A 17,195-nucleotide genomic window follows, 5' to 3' on the forward strand; every position below is an offset into this window, starting at 1 on the left:
ATACGTGGCGGAATCGCGGGATCTGCCATGCGGTCGCGGTGTGGGCGTCATGATGGAAGGTGAACATCAGCGCTGTCGGAGGTCGTGGCCATGCGCGAAGCGTCATCGGAGAATGTGCGGAGTTTCGTTCTCGGTGACGTGCTCGCGAAGCGGGCGATAACGCATCGGGGGGAGCCGTTTCTGCGGTTTCACGAGGGGCACATCGACTATGGCGAGGTCGATGAGATGGCCAATCGGGTTGCGCGGGGGTTGATTTCGTCGGGTGTGGGGCCGGGGGACCATGTCGCGGTCATGCTGCCGAACTGTGCCGAGTTCGTGTACGTGATCTTCGCGTTGGCGCGGTTGCGGGCGGTGGCGGTGCCGGTCAATACCGCGCACCGGGGGGAGATGCTGCGGCATGTGCTGGTCGGCTCGGATGCGGTGCTGCTGATCGCCGACAGCGATTACGTCGAGCGGTTGGTTCCGTTGGCGCGCCGAGTGCCCGGACTGCGCACGGTCATCCTCGGGCCGGGAGCCGCCGGGGAGCCGGAGCGGGCCGACGACGTCGGAGTGCCGGTGCTGCCGTGGTCGACCCTGCTCGATCACGGTGCGGAGGCGCCGCGTGTGGAGGTCGGTTTTCATGATCTCCAGGCCATCATGTTCACCTCCGGCACGACCGGACCGTCCAAGGGTGCGATGTGTTCGCACGCGCTGGCCTTGACCTGCGCGTACGATTCGCTGAATTATCTGGACCGGTGGGGGAAGTCGATCTATTGCCCGCTGCCGCTCTTCCACGCGGCGGGGCTGTGGGACGGGGTGCTCGCCGCGCTGCTGTGCGGTGGGTCGATCGCGATCGTGGACCGTTTTCACGCGTCGACGTTCTGGGACGATGTGCGTCGCTTCGACGCCGCCGTGGTGATGAGCGTGTTCTCGATGATCCCGATCCTGCTCAAACAGCCGCCGTCCCCGCGCGACAAGGATCATCCGCTCGAGATGTTCTATATGGGCAAGTCGAGTCTGGATGAGCCGCTGCACAAGCGATTCGGGGTGCGCTCGGTGGAGACCTACACGAGCACCGAGGCCGGGATCGCCACCGGCAGCCCGTACGGACAGTGGCGGGTGGGTTCCTGCGGCACGGTGCATGAACGGCGGTTCCACGCCGCGGTGGTGGACGAGTACGACCGTGAGGTGGGGCCCGGCGAGCCGGGGGAGTTGGTGCTGCGGCCGAAGCAGCCCTATGTGATCACCACCGGCTACCACAAGGCGCCGGACGCGACCGCGCGGTGTTTCCGCAATCTGTGGTTCCACACCGGTGATCGGGTCTGGCGTGACGAGGACGGGTATTTCTTCTTCCTCGACCGCATGACCGACTCCATTCGGCGTCGCGGCGAATCGATTTCGGCGTTCGATCTCGAATGCGAGGTGAATATGCACCCGGCGGTCCTGGAATCCGCGGCCATCGGCGTGCCATCCGAACTCGAGGAAGAGGACGTCAAACTGGCCGTGGTGGTGCGTCCCGGCGCGCGGCTCGACGTGGAGGAACTCGTCGAGTTCTGTCAGCGGCAGCTGCCCGGCTATATGGTGCCCCGCTATATCGAATTCGTGGACGCGCTGCCGCGCACGCCGACCGACAAGGTCGCCAAATACCGGTTGCGCGAACAGGGTGACCACGGTGTCACCGCCACCACCTGGGACCGGCAGGCACAGCCGCCCGCCGCCCCGCCGACCACTCCCGGTGACCGCTGTGCACTGGGGTGATACGCCGGAGCAAGCCGCATTCCGCGCCGAGGTGCGGGCGTTCATCGCGGCCGAGTTCCCCGCCGAGTATCGGCCCGACCCGGATGCGCAGCACAGTCTGGAACCCGAGGACGTCTGGGGATACAACTGGCCGGTCGATCGGGTGAGCGCCGATCCCGACCGGGCGGCCGGGGCCCGGCGATGGGCGGCCGCACTCGCCGCCCGGGGGTGGATCGTTCCGCACTGGCCCGAGGAGTACGGCGGCGCGGGGCTGACCGCGGTGGCGGAGTTCATTCTGCACGAGGAGATGATGCGGGCCGGGGTGCCGACGGTGAACGGCATCGGCGCGTTCCTGCTCGGTCCGACGCTCATCGCGCACGGCACGCCGGAACAGCGGGCGCGACACCTGCCGCCCATCGCCAGCGGTGAAAGAACCTGGGCACAAGGCTTTTCCGAGCCCGGCGCGGGTTCGGACCTGGCATCGCTGCGCACCCGGGCGGTGCGCGACGGCGACGACTACGTCCTCGACGGGCAGAAGGTGTGGACCTCGCTGGCTCACTACGCCGACTGGTTGTTCGTGCTGGTGCGCACCGACCCGGACGCGCCGAAGCACGCGGGAATCACCTTCCTGCTGGTGGATACGGCCACACCCGGTGTGACCATTCGGCCGATCACCGATATCCGCGGCGACACACCGTTCGCCGAGGTGTTCTTCGACGGGGCGCGAGTGCCGGTGCGGAACCGGGTCGGGGCCGAGAACCGCGGCTGGTACGTGGCGATGGACGCGTTGAGCTTCGAACGGGCCGGAATCGGCGCGACGGTGAAACTCGAGCGGGCGCTGACGCGACTGGTCGAGCAGGTGCGCGCCGACGGCGGCTCCGCGGTGCTGCGGCACGAGATCGCGCGCCGCTATATCGAGCTGCGGGTCCTGTACAACCTTGCCAGATATACGGTTTCGCGCCAGGCGCACGGCGGCGTGCTGGGCTACGAAGCATCGGTGAATCAGCTGTTCGGCGCGGAACTGGCGCAGCGGCTGGCCCGCACCGGCACGAAGGCATTCGGCGAACTCGCCCAGCTGACCGCGCCGGGCGAGCGGCATCCGCTGGCCGCCGAATTCACGCGCCTGCGATTCGACGCGGTGGCCGCGACCTTCCTCGGCGGCACCACCGAGATCCAACGCAATGTCATCGCGACCAGAGGTTTGAACCTACCGAGAAAATAGTCCCCCGGGAGAAGGTGCCGATGTACGAAACCCTCGACGTGACAATCGAAGAACGCGTGGCCTGGCTGACGCTGAACCGCCCGCAGAAACTCAACGCCCTGACTCCCACCTCCATGGCCGAACTGCGCGAGGTGTTCACCACCGTGGACGACGACGAGGACGTGTGCGTCGTGGTGCTGCGCGGCGCGGGCGAGCGTGCGTTCTGCGCCGGTATGGACCTGGGCTGGTCGGAGGGCCTGACACCCAAGGAGCGGGTCGAACAGGGCCGTCTCGGTGAGAAGACCTTCGCCATGATGGAGCGGCTGTCGATTCCGGTCGTCGCCGCCGTGCACGGTTACGCGGTCGGCGGCGGGCTGGAACTGGCGCTGGCCGCCGACTTCATCGTCTGCTCGGATGACGCGAAGCTGGGACTGGTGGAGATCACGCTCTCGGCTCGCCCGCCCTACCAGCCGAAATACATGAACGGTGGCGCGGACCCCGACCAACCCGCCTTCGGCGGCTCCGCACCCGGCTGGGGTGGGGTGAAGCGGCTGCCGGAACGCATCGGCAAGGCCCGCGCCAAGGAACTGCTGTTCACCGGCATCCAATTGGACGCGCAGCGGGCGCTGCAACTGGGACTGGTGAACAACGTCTTCCCGGCCGCGGAATTCGACAAGCACGTGGGCGAACTGGCCGAGCGGATCGCCGCCATGAACCGCTACAACCTGCGGCTGGTCAAGGAGTTGGTGTCCGGCGGCTACGACTGGATCGAACCGCACCCGAGCTGAGGAGGCACCGTGCGCATCTACCGAATCGACCACATCGCCCAGCTGGTGCCCGATCTCGCCGCCGCGACGCGGAAACTGGAGGGGCTGTTCGGCTTTCGCCGCACCAGCAGCTGGGACAACCCCGAGCAGGGCGTCACCGGGGCGCGGCTGACGGTGCCCGGCAGCTGGGGGCAGGACTGGGTGGTCATCGCTCCCTCCGGCGACGGCTCACCGCTGCACGCCGCACTCGAGCGGCAGGGCGGCCGACCGGCCGTCCACCACATCGGCGTCGAGGTGCCCGACCTCGAGGCGGCGCGCGCCGAACTGCACAAGCTGGGGCTCGAACCGGTCGACGGGCCGGGCTGGATCGAGTCGTCGCTGACCCCGCCCGAGGACGGGCCGGGCGTACGATTCCGGCTGCGCGGGCCGGGCACCCTCGCCCTGGTCGGTGACGAGCACGCCACAGCCGCCACCCCCGCCGCCGCGACCGGACCGGCGCTCGGCATCGTGGCGATCGACCATATCTGCCAGGCGTTCCGGGACCGCGAGGTGCTGGCGACCTGGTACGCCGAACTGGCCGGGTTCGTGCCGGTGTGGAAGACGCCCATCGACGAATGGCCGGATATGGCCGACCTGGTGCTCAATATCCCCGGGTCGGCGATCTGCTGGGAGATCATCCAGCCGCGCGGCGAGGACTCGTTCATCGACCGGTTCCTGGCGAAGAACGGTCCGGGCGTACACCATGTGACCTTCCAGGTGGCCGAGTGGGACGCGGCGCTGGCCGCCTGCGAACACCATCACACGCCGACCTTCGACCACGATGCGGGCGTCACCGACGGTGCGGCGTGGCGGCACACCTTCATCCACCCCAAGCACGCCGGTGGCGTACTCGTGCAGCTGTTCTGGGAGGAGCGGCCGGGCGTCTGGGTGCGGTCGGACAAGATCCCGGCGAACAGCTGATGGACCTCACCCTCACCGAGGAGCAGGAGCTGATCCGGTCCACCGCCCGGGAATTCCTGAGCGCGGCCGAGCCGTCGGGCACACTCTGGACGGCCGAGTCGACGGGCAAACTCTGGACCCGGATGGTCGAACTCGGTTGGGCCGGGCTGCCGTTTCCGGAGGAGTACGGCGGGCTCGGGGCCGGATTCCTGGAACTGTGCCTGGTGCTCGAGGAGATCGGACGCGCCCGGGTGCCCAGCCCACTCGCGGCGACGGTGGCCTGCTGCGGGATGCCGGTGATGCGGTACGGCACCGCGGCCGAACGCGCCGCCTGGCTGCCCGCGATCACCGGCGGACGGCTGCTCACCCACGTCGAAGGCATTGCGGCGCAAGCGGGAACACTGCTCGGCACGGCGATGTTCGTGCCGCACGCCGACATCGCCGACACCCTGCTGGTCATCGCGCACGCCGACCGGCCGCTGGCGGTGCTGATCGATGGCGCGACACCGGGAATCAGCCGCGAGCCGCTGGCGGTCGTGGGCGACGAATCGTATCGGGTGAGTTTCGACCACGTGCCGATCCCGGAGGGGTCCGTGCTCGCGTCCGGATCCGAAATCGCCGCCGCGATCGCCGCCTACGGCGCGGCGGCGACCTGCGCGGAGATGGTGGGTGGTGCGCAGGCGGTGCTGGATATGACGGTCGACTACGCCACCCAGCGCGAACAGTTCGGCAGGCCGATCGGCGCTTTCCAAGCCGTGCAACATCATTGCGCCGATATGGCCGTCGAGGTGCTCGGTGCGCGGCTGCTGGCCTACGAGGCGATCTGGCGGCTGGCGGCCGGACTGGACGCGTCGACCGAGGTGGCGCTCGCGAAGTCGTGGGTGTCCGAGGTGTACCAGCGGGTGTGCGCCACCGCCCACCAGGTGCACGGCGCCATCGGATTCACCGCCGAACACGGGCTGCACCACTACACGCGGCATGCGATGGCGTGCGCACTCGCCTTCGGCGATGCCGACCACCATATCGGCACGATCGTGCGGCACCTCGGTATGGGCGAGTGACCCGGTCGGGGCCGCGACACCGTCGGTCTTCGGGGCATGCCAGGTGTTTCGCCTCCAGCCGGAACAGGTGTCGAAGGGGGAGTAGCGAGCGTGTGGTTGCAGTACCGTCGGCGGGCAGCGCCCGAACGACAGAAATGCGGTCTCCCATGATTGCTCGGCACGGCGGCGAGCGGCCGCCGATCCTGTTCCTGCACGGCGTTTTCGGGCGTCCGGCGCTGCTGCGTCCGTGGCTCGACTACTTCGAGCGGGCCGGTTTCGACTGCGTGGCACCGGCCCTGCCCGGACGCGATCCGGTCGATCACGCGGTACTGCGCCGCACCGGAATTCGCGACTGCGTGGATGTGGCGCTCGCCGCCTACGACGATCTCGGCGAGGACGCCATCGTGATCGGGCACAGTATGGGCGGCCTGATCGGGCAGCGGGTGGCGGCCGCGCGGGACTGCCGCGCCCTGGTGCTGCTGGCGTCCATTCCGCCCGGTGTGCTGTGGCCGCAGCTCCGGCCGCTACCGCATCTGTTCCCGGTCCTGCCCGCCGTGCTGGCCGGGCGATCGTTCCTGCCGAGCGAGCGCACCATGCGTGCGGTGCCGCTCAGCACGCTCACCCGTGCGGAGCAGGAACAGATTGTGCCGCAACTGGTTCCGGACTCCGGGCGAATCTTCCGCGCCATGACCCTCGGGCTGCCGTCGGTCCGGGTCGACGCCGCGGCCGTCACCTGCCCGGTGCTGTGCGTCAGCGCGGGCGCGGACCGCAATGTCGCACCGTGGATATCGGCGCGCATCGCGGCCCGCTACCGAGCCGAGCATCAGCGGCATCCCGGTCTGCCGCACTGGATCATTGCCGAATCCGCGGTGCCGCGGGTCGCGCCGCCGGTCCTGCGGTGGTTGCGCGAGACCCTCCAACTGCCGGAGCAGCCGGACGGCGCGATGTAGCGCGAGCAGCCGGACAGCGCGATGGGCCCCGGGTCGCCCGGTCCGTGATCAGGGGATGACGACCGGTTCGGGGTCGGCTGCCGGGTCGTCGGCCCAGCGGTGACCGGCCTCGCGCGGAGTGATGCCCGCATCGGTCCACGCGGTGAGCAGTTGCGCGACCTTGCTGTGCATGGTGGTACGCAGGCGGTCGAAGGACGTCTCCGGGATGTCGTCGACCTGGCCGAGCAGCAGCCACCACGCCCAAGCCACGGCCCCGGCGTTGGCGACGAAGTCGGGGAGCACCGGGATGCCGCGCGCGGCGAGCATGGCCTCGGCCTCCGGCGTGGTCGCGGCGTTCGCGGCCTCGACGATGACGCGGGCCTTGACGTCGAAGGAGTTGTCGGGGGTGATCGCGTACGAGATCGCCGCCGGGACAAGGATATCGACATCGGCGGAGACGATCGCGGTGCGCGGCAGCCGCTCCACATCCGCGGGCAGCCGGGAGCGGTCGATCTCGCCGAAACCGTCGCGCAACGCCAGCAGCGCCGGGATATCCAGGCCGTCGGGGCGGTGCAGCGTTCCGGCGGCGTCGGCCACGGTGGTGACCCGCATTCCCGCCTCGTGCAGGTAGTAGGCCGCCGCACCGCCCATGGTGCCGACACCCTGAATGGCGACGGTGGTCTCGGCGGGGGCCCGACCCCAGGAGACGGCGGCGGCGAGGCAGGCGTGCGCGACGCCGTAACCGCCGATCACGTCACCGAGTGCGAATCCGCCCTCCACGCGAGCGTCGAGCCCGCGGCGGACGCGCTCCAGAGTGGCGGCCGGATCGGCGGCGCGCCGAATGGCGGCGTGATAGCTCTGGCCCAGGCCGAGCCGGGCGAACACCTCGTCGATCAGGTGCTGCGGTACGCCCAGATCCTCCGCGGTCACCCAGTGCGCGTCGATCCACGGCCGCATGGCCGCGCAGAAGCGCTCCAGCACGTGGGGTGCGCGCGGATCCTTGGGGTCGAAGTCGATGCCGCCCTTGGCGCCGCCGATCGGCAGGTCGAAGGTGGCGGTCTTGTTGGCCATGCCGCGCGCCAGGTCCTCGACCTCGCTCAGCGTGCAGCCTGCTCGCATCCGGGTGCCGCCGGTGGCCAGGCCCGAGCGCAGGGTGTGGACGACGAGGTAGCCGACCGCGCCGGTGCACGAATCCGTCCACTGCATGCGCAGATACGGTTCGGGGCGATGTGGTGCGGGGGTGACCGGCGCCGGAGAGATGGTCGGAACCGGCTGTGTCGTCTGCGGGACACCTCCGCCCGGGTTCTGCATTGTCGTCATGACGAACCACCTCCTCGTCGTGCTCGTGTCGGTAACCACCGCCTACAGGGAACGCCGCGTCGCGTAATCGGGAGTCCGGGCGGTGTGATCACTCACCCGACAACTCGCGTGCCACCAGAGTGCGGTCCCGGCTGCCCGCGCGTCCATTTACGGTTCGTTCACGGGAGTATTCAGCGTTCCTGCACAGCATTTAGGCTCGGTTCCATGGACCTGTCACTGCCCCGGCTGCGGATGCTGCGCGAACTGCATCGCCGCGGCACGATCACCGCGGCAGCGGCCGCCCTGCACTACACCGCGTCGGCGGTCTCGCAGCAGCTCGCGCAGTTGGAACGCGATGTGGGCACCCGGCTGTTCGAGCGGCGGGGGCGGCGCGTGCAGCTCACCGATCTCGGGGTGGTGCTCGCCGAGCACGCCGAGGAGATCCTCACCTCGGTCGAACGCGCGACCCAGGCGCTCGAGGAGGCCGGTGAATCGGTGACGGCAAAGCTCACCGCCGGGGTGTGGGCGTCGGTGGCGGCCGGACTGCTGCCCGACGCGCTGACCGCGTTGGCCCGCACCCACCCGGGCATTCTGGTGCGGACGCGGGAGCTCGCGCCGGAGGCGACCGCCGCGGCGGTGCGCGACGGCGCGCTCGACCTGTCGTTCGTCATCGACTATTCGAACTATCCGACGACGTGGGACAGCGGGTTGCAGCGCACGGTCATCGCGGTCGAGCGGCTCTATGCGGCCGTGCCCGCGGGGGCGGTGCCGTCGGCCAGCGTCACATTGGCCGAACTGGCCGAGCACCCGTGGATTCTCGCGCCCGCGCGATCCAATTTCGGGCATGCGGCCCGGCTGGCGTTCCAGGCCGCCGGGGTGGCACCGCGCATCGACCACGAGGTGGAGGAGCAGGCGACGGCCTTGGCCATGGTCGCGGCCGGTCTCGGCGTCACCCTCGTCTCCGACCTGGGCTTGGCCCTGCGCCCACCGGGCGTGGACATCGTCGCCCTCGGCGACGCCCTCACCCGAACGGTCTCACTGGCCTACCGCACCAACACCGCCCGCCGCGCCGCCCTCCTGCTCGTCGTGGACGCGATCCGCACCGCCGCGGCCGAGAAGGGCCTGGGCGCCGACAGCGCCCCACCCGACACGGAACCCGCACCCCCGCCCGTATCCAACGGCAAGGGCCTCCGACTCGGCTGATCGGCCACGCACCCGGTTACGGTTTCGGCTGTAGGTATCCGTCGCCGACGCGTGCCATCACGGTCTCGGGATCGAGGACGTCGCGACCACCCACCTTCGCCACTGGTGAATACGTAGTAGCCGCATCGCTCGGACCATTCGGCATGCCACGCGGGTCAGCCCGCGGCGGCGGCCCGCTCCAGGGTGGCGAGGTCGATCTTCTTCATCGACTCGAGGGCCTTGTTGACGCGGTCGGCGCGGGCGGGGTCGGCGGGGTCGGCGAGTTCGTAGTAGCGCTTGGGGGTGATCTGCCAGCTGACGCCGTATTTGTCCTTGAGCCAGCCGCAGGGGCCTTCCTGGCCGCCGTCTGCGGTGAGGGCGTTCCAGTAGTGGTCTACTTCGGCCTGGTCTTCGCAGTCGATCATCAGGGAGATCGCCTCGTTGAACGACCAGTCCATCTTGCCGCCGTTGAGGGCGGTGATCCGCTGGCCGTTGAGTTCGAACTCGACCAGCATGGTCTCGCCCGCCTTGCCGGGGAAGGCATCACCGTACGGGACGACCGAAGTGATCTTGGAATTCTTGAAAATGGCGGTGTAGTAGCGGGCGGCCTCCTCGCCCTCGTCGTCGAACCAGAGGCAGATACCGATTCCACTCATCGTGACCATTCCTTACTCGGTGCTCGGGTAGGTGCTGTTACGAGTTCGGACGGGTGGGGAGCCCGAAAGTCATCGGTGTGCGGCCGGGTCGACGAGACCGCACCGCGCTATCTCGTGCTCCGGCACCCGGTCGATGCGGTAGGCGGCGTAGTGCGGCGACCGGTGGACATTGCGCAGGAATCGGTCCATGGTGAGCGGGGCGCGGGTGGCGGCCAGCAGGTCGCGGGTCTCGGGGCAGGTCAGGGCAGTGGCGATGCGCGACACCCAGCCTTCGTCGATGAAACCGGGCAGCTCGGGGTGGCTGCTCGCCATGCCCGCGTCCACGATCGCCCAGTCCGCGTCGAGGTTCTTGTCGTGGCCGATCCGGGCGTCGGGGAATCGGTAGGTGTGGGCGGCGAGCGGATAGGCCAGACCCATGGGGTCGATGACGCGGATGTGGAGGGGCATGTTCATGCTGATCATGCCGAGGTTCATGTAATACACGGTGTGCCCGGCGGCGTCGATCGGGCTGGGCGGCGGGACGACGTACCAGTGTCGGAAGGACGGCGTATTGATGAGCAGGCCGCCCTCCGGGCTGGCGGCGATATCGCGGACCATGGCGCGGATGCGCGGATAGTCCAGGTAGTCCTCGGCTCGGATCGGGTGGTCGCGGCCGGTGGTCCGGACGTAGTACAGCCGCTCGTCCGCGATACCGGACGCGGTGATACCGGACTCGGATTCGATGGCGGTGACGTCGGCCGCCCACAGACCCCAGCCGACGGTGACGGCGAGGGCCGCCGACAGCACGGAGGAGACGCGACGTGGTTCGGTGCGCGCGGCAGCGGATCCGAGTGGCAGCATCATGACGGGCAGCAGCAGGCAGAACAGTGGCGGCAGCAGCGTACGGCCGTGCATGAAGTCGCCGCCGACGCGGATCTGATAGGCGAGCAACAGAATTCCGCTGCCGACCAGGAGGGCGACCACGGCGGCCGGGGTGCGCAGCCATGCCCGGTATCGGCACACGGGTTCGCGCGGCGTGGGTTTCGCGGCGACACCCGCCGCGGTGCGCTGTGCCCGCGCCGCCAGGATCGCAGCCGCGCCCAGCACCGCCAGGGGCACCCACAACCCGTACGGCCCGATCAGATTCCAGAGATAGTCCAGACCCTGTCGCCACTTCGCCCCGCTCGCGTCCTTGGCGACGGCCGTATTCGGGTACGGCAGACCGTAATAGCCCATGCGCCAGATCTGGTAGGACAGTGGCACCAGGCCCGCCGCCACACCGATCAGCGCACGGGATGCCCACGGCCGCAACCGGATGTCCGGCAGCGGAGCGCAGCAGATCATGAGCAGGGCCAGCACGCCCACCATCGCCAATTCCGGGCGCACCAGGGGCGCCAGCCCCGCGAGGAAGGACAGCGCGAACACGGTTGCCGGAGAGGGCTTGTCGGCCTGCGACCAGCGAATCATCCACCACCACAGCACGGCCAGCCAGCAGATGACGAGGCTGGACTCCAGGCCGGAGGTGGCGTAATCGCGGGCCGGTGGCACCGCGATGTAGACGACGGCACCGGCCGGCAGCAGCAGCAGCCGGGATCCGCCGCCCCACAACCGCGCCGCGCCCAGCATCGCGAACATCATGGCCGACGCCGACAGGATCAGCGCGAGGCCGAGCACCACATATTCCAGCCGCACCCGCGTCAACCAGCCGAAGAACCAGATGAGGTAGGTCCAGGCCGTACTGGTGTTGACCTCGACGCGCTCCCCGGCGTTGAAGACCGGCCCGTTGCCGGCCAGCAGATTGCGGACCGTGCGCAGCACGGTCAGCCCGTCGTCGGCGATCCAGCGCCGCCGCCACCCGCCGATCACGAAAAGCGTTGTGGTGATCGCGATTCCGCTGATGAGCAGCAGACGAGGCGGTCGCGGTGAGATGCGGGCGGGGCCGGACCCGGTGCGGTCCGCCGCGGGCGCGAGAGTGACGGTCACCGGCTACCGCATGTCGCACGGGAGTCGCGGCGCGCACCTGCCGCGTGGTGAGGTGGCTCGCCGCGCATGAATCTCCCCTCCTTGGTACGGGTGGACCGTAGCGCGCGGTCCGTACCGGAGCCCACCCCCGAATCCTGGGGTCTGGCGGCAGTCGCTCCGATGATCTGGTAGCGACCGCCGCAATGGGCGTCACGGCCGGGAAGGTCTGCGGGTCGCGGTCGGCGTGGCGCCGGATACGGGCGACGCGGGTGGCGCGTGGTGATCACGATCATGAGGCGGTGACGGCGGGTCCAGGCGATGGGCGGGATGCGGGTTCGCGGGCTCGGGGAGGGTGCGCAGCGCCAGCCAGCCGAGGGCGGGGAGGCCGATCAGAGGGATGAGGGCGGTGCCCAGGGAGGTTCGGTCGGCGAGTGCGCCGATGAGCGGGCTGGCTATGCCCCCGACACTCACGGAGAGTCCGAGGGTGACTCCGCTCGCGGTGCCGACCCGGGAGGGGAGGTAGTCCTGAGCGAGGGTGACCTGGAGTGAGAACGGAACGTAGAGGCAGACGGAGGTGAAGGCGATGCAGAGGTACAGGGGTGGGCCGGGGACGAAGACCAAGCCCGCCAACGCCGCGACGGCGCACAGGTAGGACCGGCGTACTACGGTGATCCGCTTCCGGGATGCGGCGAGCCGGCCGCCGAGGACGGTGCCGACGGCCGCGCCCAGATAGAGGACGAACAATGCGCTGCTGCCCGCCAGTGCGCCGCCGTCGGTGCGCTGCTGGGCATAGAGGGCGACGAAGGTGGCGGTGCCGACGAAGACGACTGACCGGAAGGCCACGGCCAGCGCGAGTTTCGCGAACGACGCCACGTCGTCCACACCGCGGGTACCGCGCGGCGCCGAGGTTGGGTGTATCGCCCCGCCGAGGGCGCGCAGCACGGGCAGGCACAGCACACTGCCCGCCAGGGCCGGGACCAACAGCAGCGGTGTGCACCGCAGTCCGCCGGTGGCGACGACCACGGCCACCAGCAGCGGGGCCGCGGCGAATCCGATCGTGCCGCCGAGGGAGTACCAGCCCATGGCGGTATGCCGTCCGGCACTGATGATCCGGGCCACACGGGCGGATTCGGGGTGATAGGCGGCCACGCCGATGCCCGACACCGCCACGAAAGTCAGTGTCAGCGCATACGATCCGGCAATGCCGCTGAGTGCCGTCCCGCACCCGGAGACGATGGTGGCGACCGGCAGCAGCCAGGGTGCGGCCCGCCGGTCGGTGAACACACCGAACAGTGGTTGCGCCACCGAGGACAGCAGCGATGCCGCGAGCACGATGCCCGAGGCGGCGGCATAGCCGTAGGCGCGCTCGGCGACGAAGAACGGCACCAGGGCGGCCACGGCGCCCTGGTACACGTCCACGCAGGCGTGCCCCGCGGCGAGCGCGGCGATCGAACTCGGTCGTATCCGCGCGACCATCGGCGTCCGCCCCCTCAGTGCGTGGGGGTCGGGCGCAGGCGCGCGATCGGGGCGAGCATGAGCAGCCCGAGGCCGCCGAGCAGCCCGAAGGCGAGCTGAAAGTCCCCGGTGCCATCGCGCAGGGCGCCGACCATGACCGGCGCCAGCGCGGCGCAGGCGTAGCCGATGAAGAAGGCCATGGCACTCATGCGTCCCGCCTCGCCCGGATCTCGGGTCGCGACCACGGGCAGCGCCAAGACGAGGGTGAACAGGCCACCGTGGCCGATGCCCAGTGCCGCCAGCCACAGCCAGGTCGCGGTATCGGGTGCGTAGGCCAGCCCGAGGAATCCCACCGCGGTGGTGAGCATGGTGAGCGCCAATCCGATACGACGGTCCCGCTGTTCGCCGAGCAGGGCGGGCACCGCCAGCATGGCGACGACCTGGATGGAGATCAACGCGGTCAGCATGCCTCCGGCCGCGGCCACGCTGCGACCACTGTCGCGCAGCAACGGTGCGACCCAGGCGAGTTCGCAGTAGTAGAGCGCGGAATTGACCGCTGCCAGCGCGGTGATCCGCCAGGCCGTGGCGCTGCGCCAGGGTAAGCCACGGGTCGCGGGCCCGGCAGGGCCCTGATGATCGTCCAGGCGCAGGGAGTCCCGTGCGACCGACCAGATGATGATCCCCGCCGCCGCCAACACCGCCCAGCTGGCCAGCGCCGCGGGCCAGGAGTGCATGACGTCGGCCAGCGGCGCACTCACACCCGCCGCCACCGCGCCGCCGATCCCGAGGCCGACCGTGTAGACGCCGGTCATCAGTGCGGCGCGGTCGGCGAATCGGGATTTGACGACGGCGGGCAGCAGGGTCTGGACGATCGCGATGCCGGTGCCGACGACGGCCGCGCTGCTCAGTTGCAGCCAGGTGGCCGTGCCGAGCCCGCGCGCGGCGGTAGCCGCGGCGATCACGACAAGTCCGATGAGCACGGCGTGCTGGAGTCCGTGTCGGCGGCCGAGGTAGGCGGCCAGCGGTGCGCACAGGCCCATGGCCAGCGTCGGGATGGTGGTGAGCAGTGCGACCCCGGTCGCGGACAGGCCCAGGTCGGCTCGGATGCTGTCTACCAGCGGGGAGACGGCCGCCAGGGCGGGGCGCAGGTTGGCGGCCGCGGCGAACAGGGCGATCACCGCCAGCCCCTGGATCGTGCGGGTGTGGGTGAGTGTCATGTCGACTCCAGCATTGATCTCGGACATTGTGTGTCCGAGTTCTATCACAAACTCAGACAGAATATGTCCGAGATCGGCTAGGGTGGACTTGTGAAGATGTCGAACGGTGTCGAGTGGGCCCTGCACGGCTGCGTCACCCTCAGTCAGAGCCGGGAGCCGGTTCCCGCTGCTCGGCTGGCCGAATTGCACGGCACTCCACCGGCCTACACCGCCAAGCACCTCCAAGCGCTGTCTCGCGCCGGTATCGTCCGCTCCACCGCTGGGCAGGTCGGCGGTTATGCGCTCACCCGCGCCGCCGGGCGGATCAGCGTGCTCGAGGTGGTCCGAGCCATCGAAGGGCATGATCCGGCGTACCGTTGCGCCGAGATCCGTCAGCGTGGTCCGCTGGCCGTTCCCGGGGAGCGGTGCGTCCGCCCCTGTGCCATCGCGCGGGCCATGGCCGACGCGCAGGCTGCCTGGGAAGCGGCGCTGGCGCGCGTCTCCATCGCCGATCTGGCCGAGGCCATCGACGTCGACAGCGACGGGACCGCAATGCTCGACGTACGGCGCTGGCTCGGGGCTGGTTGATCGAGGGCGCCGGATCCGGTCCCCGCGTCTATTGCTCTCTTCGGTAACCGATTTCGTTTCGAGCGTCGGGGGCCGCGCGGCGGAGTAGGCGGGCGATGAGGGGGACGGTGGCGACCATGATCAGCAGGCGGATGGTCTGCACGCTGGTGATCAGGGGCATGTTGGCGCCCATACCCTCGCCGGTGGCGAGGACGGCGTTGATGCCGCCCGGGGTGGTGGCGAGGTAGAGGTCGGAGAGTTTCAGGTCGACGCAGCGCGACAGCAGGGAGGCCAGGGCGGTGACGGCGGCGGAGAGGGCGGTGACGGCCAGCAGGATGCCGGGAATCATGCGGGCCATCTCGATGATGAGCGCGCGGGTGAAGCGGGATCCGACCTCGAGGCCGATGAGGATGAACAGCAGTTCGCGCAGCAGGTTGGTGGGGGCGTAGCCGTGACTGTGGCCCAGTGCGGTGAGCGCGGCCGTGAGCAGCATGGGGCCGATCAGGCTGGGGCTCGGGATGCGCAGTCGCCGGCCCAGACGGATGCCGATGACACTGAGCAGCACGGCGGTGCAGAGTCCGGCGATCTGGTCCCCGCGGCCGACGATCATCCAGTGCGGCAGTTCGGCATTGGTGACCCGGCTGGCGAGCCGGACGGTCTGGCCGCCGGTGTCGTCATCACTGAGCAGCGCGGTCACCAGTGGTGCGCTGACCGCGACCAGCATGACGCGCAGGTACTGCATGAACGCCACCTGTCGGGGATCGGCGTCGAGTTCGTCGGCGCAGGACACCACCGCGGCCGACCCACCCGCGAGCAGGCCCAGGACGGCGGTGGGCAGCGTGACCCTGGTGCAGCGTGCGAAGAGCAGCGCGACCAGCACGCTCACCAGCAGGGTGGCCGCGGTGACGCCCAGCACCGGCAGCATGGCGGTGCCGATGGCCGACAGCAGTGGCAGTTCCAGGTAGCTGCCCATGAGCACGCCCATCAGTGCCTGCACGCCGATGAACACCTGCCGGGGCAGCGGTCGGGGCAGTCGCCCGGTGAGCGCCAGTCCTGCGCCCGTGGTCAGCCCGAGGACCATCTGCGCGGCCGGGAAACTCACCCGCTCCAGTAGTTCGGCGAGGGCGAGCAGCACCGCCAGCAGTGCCGCCCAGACGATGGCGTGACCGTGTACGCGGCAGACCGCGTCGAATTTACCGGTGAATTTCATAGCGGAATCCGCCCAACCTGTTCCCAGGTAATAGCGGTGATACTGTTCGCGTCGTTGAAAACCGTTCACCCGCTGTTTGTTCGGAGGTCGGCTTATTTCGCCGAGTACGCGGAAACGGTACTACCGAACAGGAGTTTCTGTCCAAGTGGAATGGCTCGGATCCGAGTTGTTCGCATTTAATCTCGTTGCGAACGAATTAAACGCCCGAATTGTCGATTTAGGAGAATGAGTCGAAATCGGTCCAATTAAGGTAGCTGAACATTAGCCGATGGGGAAGCTCGTCGACCGAGCGGCGGGTCCGATCCGGGCTCCGCGCGGATGTTTCCGACGGGTGACACCCGTGAATCGCCTCTTGTAGAACTCTACGAACTGCCGGTCCGTGACCGCCGTGGTCTTCGGTCTTCCATCTCTAGCTGATCGCAGGCGGTGTGCTGTGTACTCCACGGAAGAGTTTGCAACAGCGAGGAGTAACCGTGACCGCACAGATCCGAGAGCAGAACATCCAGGAGCTGGAACGTGCCTGGATGGACGAGGCGATCCGGTTGGCCACCAGGAGTGTGGCGAACGGTGGCGGTCCGTTCGGTGCGCTGATCGCCAAGGATGGCGAGGTGGTCGCCATCGGGCACAACCAGGTCACCTCGACGCTGGATCCGACGGCGCACGGCGAGGTGACCGCCATGCGGGCGGCGTGCCGGGAGCTGGGAACCTTCTCGCTGGAGGGCTGCGTGCTGGTCACCTCGTGTGAGCCCTGCCCGATGTGTCTGTCGTCGGCACTGTGGGCCAGGGTCGACCGGATCGTCTACTCCGCCGATCGGCACGATGCGGCGCTGGCCGGATTCGACGACCGCAAGTTCTACGATCTGTTCGAGAAGAAGCCGGAGTCGATGTGGCCGACCCGGATCGAGCAGCTGGATCTGCCGAATCGGACGGCTCCCTTCGACGCGTGGCTGGCCAAGGCCGACCGGATCGAGTACTGATCCCGGTTCCGGGGATATCGGTCACCGGAGTATCGCGAACGCCGAGGCGGCGGACGACCCCAGGGTCGTCCGCCGCCTTCGCTGTATCACGCGAACGTTCACATCGCTATCGAAAGTGGT

The 17,195-nt window shown here is 69.2% G+C and carries 15 protein-coding genes; 9 read left to right on the forward strand and 6 right to left on the reverse strand.

All coding sequences use genetic code 11. From position 1 onward, the window contains the following. The first annotated feature begins 90 nt into the window (after nucleotides 1-90). The 6 genes from ON31_RS10120 (at nucleotide 91) to ON31_RS10145 (ending at nucleotide 6,613) form a co-directional block, all read left to right on the forward strand. The gene (locus ON31_RS10120) at nucleotides 91-1,737 is read left to right on the forward strand and encodes an AMP-binding protein (RefSeq protein ID WP_051037078.1); all 1,647 of its coding nucleotides are present in this window, start codon (nucleotides 91-93) and stop codon (nucleotides 1,735-1,737) included. Then, nucleotides 1,715-2,938 (forward strand): acyl-CoA dehydrogenase family protein, encoded by a 1,224-nt coding sequence (locus tag ON31_RS10125; protein ID WP_218007305.1) that lies wholly within the window; start codon nucleotides 1,715-1,717, stop codon nucleotides 2,936-2,938. The genes ON31_RS10120 and ON31_RS10125 overlap by 23 nt, the downstream gene beginning before the upstream one ends. A 20-nt stretch (nucleotides 2,939-2,958) precedes the next feature. Beyond that, nucleotides 2,959-3,705, forward strand: coding sequence for an enoyl-CoA hydratase/isomerase family protein (locus ON31_RS10130; protein WP_039812022.1), 747 nt, complete (start codon nucleotides 2,959-2,961; stop codon nucleotides 3,703-3,705). Nucleotides 3,706-3,714: 9 nt separating this feature from the next. After that, nucleotides 3,715-4,644 (forward strand): VOC family protein, encoded by a 930-nt coding sequence (locus tag ON31_RS10135; protein ID WP_039812025.1) that lies wholly within the window; start codon nucleotides 3,715-3,717, stop codon nucleotides 4,642-4,644. Then, nucleotides 4,644-5,684, forward strand: coding sequence for an acyl-CoA dehydrogenase family protein (locus ON31_RS10140; RefSeq protein ID WP_039812029.1), 1,041 nt, complete (start codon nucleotides 4,644-4,646; stop codon nucleotides 5,682-5,684). Before ON31_RS10135 ends, ON31_RS10140 begins: the two co-directional genes overlap by 1 nt. 146 nt (nucleotides 5,685-5,830) lie before the next feature. After that, nucleotides 5,831-6,613 carry an alpha/beta hydrolase gene (locus tag ON31_RS10145; protein ID WP_039812032.1) on the forward strand — a complete coding sequence of 261 codons (783 nt, stop codon included), beginning with the start codon at nucleotides 5,831-5,833 and terminating at the stop codon, nucleotides 6,611-6,613. Between the two features lie 48 nt (nucleotides 6,614-6,661). Here the strand turns inward: ON31_RS10145 and ON31_RS10150 are convergent, their stop codons facing one another. Next, nucleotides 6,662-7,912: a Glu/Leu/Phe/Val dehydrogenase dimerization domain-containing protein gene (locus ON31_RS10150; protein ID WP_081592339.1), complete on the reverse strand. Its 1,251-nt coding sequence runs from the start codon at nucleotides 7,910-7,912 to the stop codon at nucleotides 6,662-6,664. A 204-nt stretch (nucleotides 7,913-8,116) separates the two neighbouring features. Between ON31_RS10150 and ON31_RS10155 the strand changes: the two genes are divergently transcribed. Further along, nucleotides 8,117-9,094: a LysR family transcriptional regulator gene (locus ON31_RS10155; RefSeq protein WP_029929622.1), complete on the forward strand. Its 978-nt coding sequence runs from the start codon at nucleotides 8,117-8,119 to the stop codon at nucleotides 9,092-9,094. A 155-nt stretch (nucleotides 9,095-9,249) separates the two neighbouring features. Here ON31_RS10155 and ON31_RS10160 read toward each other — a convergent pair whose 3' ends face one another. The 4 genes from ON31_RS10160 to ON31_RS10175 form a co-directional block, all read right to left on the reverse strand. Next, entirely contained in the window at nucleotides 9,250-9,729 is a 480-nt protein-coding gene (locus ON31_RS10160; protein ID WP_029929615.1) for a VOC family protein, read from the reverse strand. A gap of 69 nt (nucleotides 9,730-9,798) precedes the next feature. Continuing rightward, nucleotides 9,799-11,691, reverse strand: a complete 1,893-nt coding sequence (locus tag ON31_RS10165; protein WP_039812037.1) for an arabinofuranosyltransferase AftB family protein — start codon at nucleotides 11,689-11,691, stop codon at nucleotides 9,799-9,801. 189 nt (nucleotides 11,692-11,880) lie between these two features. Then, on the reverse strand, nucleotides 11,881-13,146 hold the full coding sequence (locus tag ON31_RS10170; protein WP_081592340.1) for an MFS transporter: 1,266 nt from the start codon (nucleotides 13,144-13,146) through the stop codon (nucleotides 11,881-11,883). Nucleotides 13,147-13,160: 14 nt separating this feature from the next. Continuing rightward, nucleotides 13,161-14,342 (reverse strand): MFS transporter, encoded by a 1,182-nt coding sequence (locus tag ON31_RS10175; protein ID WP_039812039.1) that lies wholly within the window; start codon nucleotides 14,340-14,342, stop codon nucleotides 13,161-13,163. A gap of 96 nt (nucleotides 14,343-14,438) precedes the next feature. On the opposite strand from ON31_RS10175, the gene ON31_RS10180 reads away from it, so the two are divergent. Then, entirely contained in the window at nucleotides 14,439-14,909 is a 471-nt protein-coding gene (locus ON31_RS10180; protein ID WP_306306412.1) for an RrF2 family transcriptional regulator, read from the forward strand. Between the two features lie 28 nt (nucleotides 14,910-14,937). Here ON31_RS10180 and ON31_RS10185 read toward each other — a convergent pair whose 3' ends face one another. Beyond that, the gene (locus ON31_RS10185) at nucleotides 14,938-16,098 is read right to left on the reverse strand and encodes an AbrB family transcriptional regulator (RefSeq protein ID WP_051037060.1); all 1,161 of its coding nucleotides are present in this window, start codon (nucleotides 16,096-16,098) and stop codon (nucleotides 14,938-14,940) included. A 473-nt stretch (nucleotides 16,099-16,571) separates the two neighbouring features. Here ON31_RS10185 and ON31_RS10190 point away from each other — a divergent pair, with 473 nt between their 5' ends. Beyond that, the gene (locus tag ON31_RS10190; protein WP_039812045.1) at nucleotides 16,572-17,075 is read left to right on the forward strand and encodes a nucleoside deaminase; all 504 of its coding nucleotides are present in this window, start codon (nucleotides 16,572-16,574) and stop codon (nucleotides 17,073-17,075) included. Nucleotides 17,076-17,195 lie beyond the last annotated feature (120 nt).

Origin of the sequence: Nocardia otitidiscaviarum NBRC 14405 (genome assembly GCF_000308635.1) — a bacterium.
GTDB classification, from domain to species: domain Bacteria; phylum Actinomycetota; class Actinomycetes; order Mycobacteriales; family Mycobacteriaceae; genus Nocardia; species Nocardia otitidiscaviarum.